This window comes from uncultured Algoriphagus sp. (genome assembly GCF_963974835.1).
Classification (GTDB): Bacteria; Bacteroidota; Bacteroidia; order Cytophagales; family Cyclobacteriaceae; genus Algoriphagus.
The window spans coordinates 136709-143020 of record NZ_CAXBET010000011.1; the positions used below are offsets into that span (position 1 = coordinate 136709).

Sequence of the window (6312 nt, forward strand, 5' to 3'; positions counted from 1 at the left end):
ACCAATAACATTCAGCTGGAATAAGGAAGTTTAAAATAGAAAAATGAAAATGGTTGAATATTATAATATGAGAGAACTCCGAGTTAACGAAGCATTGCCTTTATATACATTATCCAGGCAACTCTTATTTAAATCCTTTTAATTTGCCTGCTCAGGGGAAAATTTTAATAGCCTATTTATAATATTTTGAAATTCCTTGTGGTGTTTTAGCTCACCTGTAATTAAGGCTTCCTCATGTTTTTCTAGCAGAGATTGAGCCTCCCACATTTCAAAGAGGACAATTTTATGGTTGATTTTGCGCACAATTTCAAATGCCCAATAGAAATTTTTGGTTATGATTGCTTTTTGGTAGGAGTTATATTCCTTCGGAAGCTCGTTAAGTAGGAGGTTGAAAATTTTAATTTCGAAATTCCTGTTTCCCTTTGCCATTTCCTTTAGATACCTCGATGAGGGAGTTTCCATGATAATTTGTTTAAATTATATTTGCGCCATTTCTTAAGTAGCCAATATATGTCGATAATCCTATCTAGTAATTTGTGATAGGTTTGCATAAACTTGTCTTTTTTAATAGTTACTGTTAACCGACTCTTATAAAATATAAAAAAAACTCCAGAAGTAAAAAAAATTATGAGGTTATTATTTAATTTCATACCACTCAGTTTACCAAGAACCACGCATTTTGTTAAATAGTTAATAAGATGCTGAAACGCATTGCATGTATTTCTATGGTTGCGATATAGTACAAAGAGAGCAGAAGAATCATTAGCGGTTGGTTCCTCCTCTGAGTTTATAAATGATTCTAGATTTATACTGCCATTTGGATTAATTGCCTGGCTTTATTGGATGGTTACAAGGTGCTGCTAACCTGCAGGATTGGTCCGATCTGATACATCCATCACTCATTCTCTTTTGAGTAACCTTCGAATAGATAGGTGAAATAGTTAATTCACGTTTGCCCGCCTTCAATTAACGATGAATTCTTGGGCTCATTGGGTAGTTTATCATTTTCGAGATCCCATGGGGCAAATCTTCCCTCTCAGTTCGAAGATTGGATTGTTTTCATAGATGTCTTTTAACACACCTAAATATTGTAAAATGACAGCCAGGATTAATTCGAATGTAGATACATGACTCAATAAGGACTTTTTAGCCTCCTATCCAGTGTGATATATAATGTTCTACCCAGTCAAATTTGATATTTTATAATCCAGAAAGATCAAATAATTCAAAGGATGATTTTTTAAATGGACTAATGCTATCAACCCATTTTCAATAATCAGAAGAGATTCCTCAGGAAATCCTTCCAGAATACTTTTCAAATGGTTAAAGTTTTTTATTAAGTCTTATCAAAGAGTAATATTTTATTGTGTCTTATGTTTTTAAGAAATCCTTTCTACTAATAATTTTATGAATTACATCATCCTATTAAACCTTGCATATGTGAATGATATCTAAAATTTCTTCAATCGATTTTTAACCATCCTTAAGTAGCTTATCAAGATACATTAAACTCATAACCCTAAAAATTTAGACCAGGAAGGCAGGAGGTTGAAAGGGGCAATTCTGGGTTAGGGAATCTGCCTGGCGATTTGAAAAAAAAATTAATGAAGATCATAGGGGGCCTCGACAGGAGCTAATAACTATTATTATTCCTGTTCTGGTGGAAAATGTCTGTCCATAAAATTTTCTATTGCAATTTTTTTGTTAATGATTTAAATTTTGAAAGGAAAGAGGAAACGATTTGATTTATATGGAAAACAGTAAAGACTCCATTGGCCAAAAAAAAGTCTTATAGCCTAATAAGAGTTTTTCCAACTGAGCCTTTAAGACCGTACTTCAATTGAGAGCAAATGCTAGAGGAAATATGAAATAAAATAATTTTTAATTATGGAAATTTTTAAGGATGAACCTACCAAAAATTCTTTGGGGAAATTGTGCGACTACTTCTTGGAGCATCATCATAAAATTGCTGTTGCAGAAAGTGTAACATCTGGTCTAGTCCAGCTGATGCTTAGCACGTGTCCTAACGCTGGACTTTTCTTTTCGGGGGGTATTACGGCCTATTCTTGTATGCAAAAACTGAAACAATTTGGAATTTCTTACGAAAAGTGCACTGCCTCCTGCGGTGTATCTCAAAAAATTTCCGAAAATATGGCTATTCAAATCTGTAACAAATTTAGTTGTGATGCCGGACTTAGTATAACAGGCTTTGCCTCGCCAATACCGGAGAAAGGTATTAAAGAGCTTTACGCTTTTGCATCTTTTTGTTTTAATGGTAAAATAATATTTACTGAACGTCTGATCCCGAAAGGCGAAAATCAGTTGGATATCCAACTGGATTATGCCTCAAGTGTAATTTGCCTTTCTGCTAATGCGATACTTCAGTTATAATTCTTAATGCGGCTACCCACGGGCTAATAATGCAAAATCCCAAAGTAACGTCTACTAAAACACATAAGAAATTAGTTTCAGTTTATTAAATTTGGATTAATAGGGTTGCTAGCTTATCCATTGCTTAGAGGTTATTGTACCAAATGATCTAATCCGTCTTAACTGATTGGAGAATCATCCAAAATCACATATTTTCCAAGAAAGGCTTTTGTGAATGGTTCACCCAGAATGTCTGCTAGCTCGAGCACTTCTTCTCTTGAACACAATACGCCCATGGCTTTCAAAAATCCCTATTTACTCAAGGCTATAGATTAGCCGGGCAACTTCTTTTAGCTAATTATCTGCAGGAACTTACATTCTAGCGTTTATCCTCCTGTTCTGGCAAGTTTTTATTTGCCATTTTTGAGGTTTAATCTTTCCAAATTACCTTACCCTTTTCTCTCTTGCATAATTTAGGTAAACTAATCCGGATGAATTCGATGTTGAACTTTTGGGAAGATAAAATAAAGCTTCTGCTTTCTTGGAACCTGTTATTTCCTGACTATAAACTGCCACTTCATGGCTATGGGAATCGATATTGATTTCCTGTAAAGGATCTGTCCCGGGTCAGCCCAATAGTGGAATCCTTGAGAGAACACCAAGATCCATTACGCTTCATTGCCAATCATGAAGGGTTGCTGAGTGAAAACCAAAAAAGTCATATAATCACTGTGTATCGACATTTAAGATGCATCCTGATTAAATTATCCAGAAAACTGTGCTGTATTTCATTTAGTGAATGTGTAATAAATGCAACACATTATAAAGAAATGACTACATTCAGTTCGACGAAGAGTAAAAGTTGTTTTTTGATGGTTTATTCGTGTATATTGATTCCCCATTTACAATATTTTAGGTTTCTTGTCACTAAATAAAGCAATTAGAAAATAATACTAATCAATAGAAACCTAGGCTTAATTTTGATTTTTAAAAATATTGAAAGGTCAATTTCATAAACTTAAAGAGCACTTTATTCTCTTTATAGCAAGGAATTGCATAATGAGATTAGTGTTTGGATGATTTCAATTTTTAATTTCAAATTGTTCATAGGATTTTATTACTGGAAATATATTTAATTCTTGATTGCTGGACATGTATATTGAAGCGGAAGCGCATAAGCTAACTAATATAAAATTTGATAAAAGAATTGGAGGAACATTTTTCAACAAGAGTTTTGTTTACAGTGTCTGGTCAGTATTAATTTTCCTATCCAATATTCCCGCTTTTGCACAAGGAGATAGAATTGATTCTCTTTTGGTGAAAATCGCAGAACGGGATCTCACTTTAGAATCCAGGATTAGCTATTATTCCGAGCTAGGAGGTGCTTATACGTATTCAGATACAGATTCGGCGATCTACTACTATACAAAGGCAATAAATCTGAGCCATAGAAATGGCCTTGATTCACTTTTTCCAGATATTAACAGATTGATAGGTAGGGCATATTATGTAAAAGGTGATTACATTTCCGCATATACCTATGTTAACAAGGCGTTGGAATTGGCCGGTGCCTTACAGGATTCTCAGAGGATCGCTAACAGTCTCAATACATTGGGAGCTATTACCTTTATGCTTAATGAGAAGCAAAAAGCAATCAGCCAACATAAGGCATCCATTAAAATTTTTGAGACCCTACAGGATACCACTGGGCTTTGCAATAATTTTCTGAATCTATCTATTTTATATCAATCCACAGGGCAACTAGACTCAGCCTTATACTTTATCAAAAAAACACTCAGCTACACCAATTCAATCGGTAACCGTAATTTTCTTCCAATCACCTATGGCAGATATGGCGAAATACTTTTTGGTCTAAAAAAATATAACCAAGCAGGTGAGGCATTTCAGGCTGGATTGGAAAATGAAAACATTACCAACTGGGATAGAGGATTCAATTTAACAGGTCTGGCAAATGTGAAATTAAAACTGGGCGACTATAAATCTGCCCTAGAGTTTGCTGAGAATGGGTTAAAGTACGGTTTAGAGGTTTCTTCGTATTATGATATCCAGCGGGCTTATGAGGTGATGGCTGAGTCTCAGGAGAAGTTAGGAAATTACCAAGAGGCAAATGCTTTTAATAAGCTTTTTAAAGTCTATTCGGATAGTCTTTTTAATAGAGAAAAAGACAAGGATATAAGATATCTACTATTTAAGGAACAGGAACTAAAGAACACCTTACTCATAAAGGAAAATGAAAACGCCAAAAGTCAACTGGATCTAAAATCCCTACAGCTCGTCATAATGGGAATAGTAATGGTTGGATTTATGGTAGTAGTGATTATCGGTCTGATCAGTAGAAAGTTTAACAAACGCCTTTTTGAGAGCTTAAGTGAAAGTCATAAAGATACACTTAGAAAAAAGCAGGAGATCAGTAAGAGAAATGAGCAGCTTCAATCTCTTCATAAAACCAAGGATAAAATTTTCTCCATCATCAGCCACGACATGAAAAGTCCCATAGCCTCGTTACAAAGCGTCCTAGAGCTGGGTGCTCTAGGAGATCTCAGTGCACCTGAGTTGCAAGAGCTCATGAAATCACTTTCAGGCAACGTAAGAGCAGTTCAGGAAATGCTTAATAATCTATTGCACTGGGCGCAAAACAATTTAAAGGATGTTACTCCTGATGCATCTGAAATACAAATTTCCCAAGTTATTGAGAAGGAAATAATTCCGTGGATTCCTACAGCTAGAGCCAAGGATATTGAGATTTTGCACGAGAAAAATGAGAAAATAACAGTTTACCTTGACCCGGTTCACCTAGGTATTATCATTAGAAATCTGATTGGAAATTCCATTAAATTCACTAATACCAAAGGGTGTATAAGGATTTATTATGGTAAATATGAAAATGAAGTTGAAATTATTATTGAAGATAATGGCGTGGGGATGACGCAGGAAAAGTTGGATAAACTGTTTGTAGTATATGGCAAAGAAATTTCTGGCTATGGCACCCAAAACGAGTCTGGGACAGGAATCGGCCTTAACCTTGTCTATGAATTTGTAAAATTAAATCATGGTAAGATAACCGTCAATAGTAAAGTAGGAGTGGGCACATCTATAAAGATTAACTTTCCAGTTAAGAGTAACGAATAAAACTAGAAGGATATCTAAGCCTCTTGGGTGATTATCCGCAATCTTGCAAGAGATATAATTTGAAGAAATGATGGTTCAGTCAAAGAGGGTATGGCCTAAGAATTTTCAGTATAATACGTATACTATTCATTCAGACAGTTCATTAAGGTGTGGCAAGGAAATACTGGTGTATGTTTAAAGCGTACCAGGACTTAAAAGACAGATTGGGATGAATAGCTTTGAACCTGTTTTAAGAAATCCTGGTGTCCATTTCAAATTTATAACTTTGCATCCCACTAAAAAGCAGCAAATACACTGGCATAATTTTTAGGTGTTACATCTTTACATAACTTCTCCCCTTATTGCACACATCTCTTATATAATTAATAATCAGGAATTTACAATTGGTATTCACCCTTGAGTATCATTGCTGGATGCTATACGTTACCGGATGTATCACATTGGTCTTAAAAAAGTTAGCGCCTTTGGCTAGGGTAACAGCAAAAAACCATTTACTATGTTCCCAAATAGTTTAGCAGCAAGTTCTTGCACTGGGGGTGCCTTTGAAATTGCGGTAGGGTCTGGATTTGCAACAATAAACTGGACAATAGATTAAGCTGTTTTTGATTGATATGATTTTTCGAATTATTCGGGTGAGAGGTAGTTCAAATAGGAGTGTTTTCTCTTTTTGTTGTACCGGATTTCAATGAATTCAAAGATTTTGATTCTAGTCTGTTCGTACTGAAGCTTGTAGATCCGGTAGATCAATTCTGATTTAAGGATTTTGAAGAAGTTTTCAGCTACGGCATTGTC

The 6312-nt window shown here is 35.0% G+C and carries 3 protein-coding genes; 2 read left to right on the top strand and 1 reads right to left on the bottom strand.

What is annotated here, in order from left to right; all coding sequences use genetic code 11:
- Window positions 1-138 precede the first annotated feature (138 nt).
- Window positions 139-462, bottom strand: a complete 324-nt coding sequence (locus AACZ73_RS18405) for a hypothetical protein (protein ID WP_339880139.1) — start codon at window positions 460-462, stop codon at window positions 139-141.
- Window positions 463-1887: 1425 nt separating this feature from the next.
- Between AACZ73_RS18405 and AACZ73_RS18410 the strand changes: the two genes are divergently transcribed.
- Both AACZ73_RS18410 and AACZ73_RS18415 read left to right on the top strand, forming a co-directional pair.
- Window positions 1888-2391: a CinA family protein gene (locus tag AACZ73_RS18410; protein WP_339880140.1), complete on the top strand. Its 504-nt coding sequence runs from the start codon at window positions 1888-1890 to the stop codon at window positions 2389-2391.
- 1131 nt (window positions 2392-3522) lie between these two features.
- A complete protein-coding gene (locus AACZ73_RS18415; protein WP_339880142.1) occupies window positions 3523-5520 on the top strand; it encodes an ATP-binding protein in 1998 nt (665 codons plus the stop codon).
- The last annotated feature ends 792 nt before the right edge of the window (window positions 5521-6312 follow it).

Bases quoted from the DNA above. Each gene is read 5' to 3' on its own strand.
- AACZ73_RS18405 (WP_339880139.1), bottom strand. From the start codon at position 462: ATGGAAACTCCCTCATCGAGGTATCTAAAGGAAATGGCAAAGGGAAAC.
- AACZ73_RS18415 (WP_339880142.1), top strand. From the start codon at position 3,523: ATGTATATTGAAGCGGAAGCGCATAAGCTAACTAATATAAAATTTGAT.
- AACZ73_RS18410 (WP_339880140.1), top strand. From the start codon at position 1,888: ATGGAAATTTTTAAGGATGAACCTACCAAAAATTCTTTGGGGAAATTG.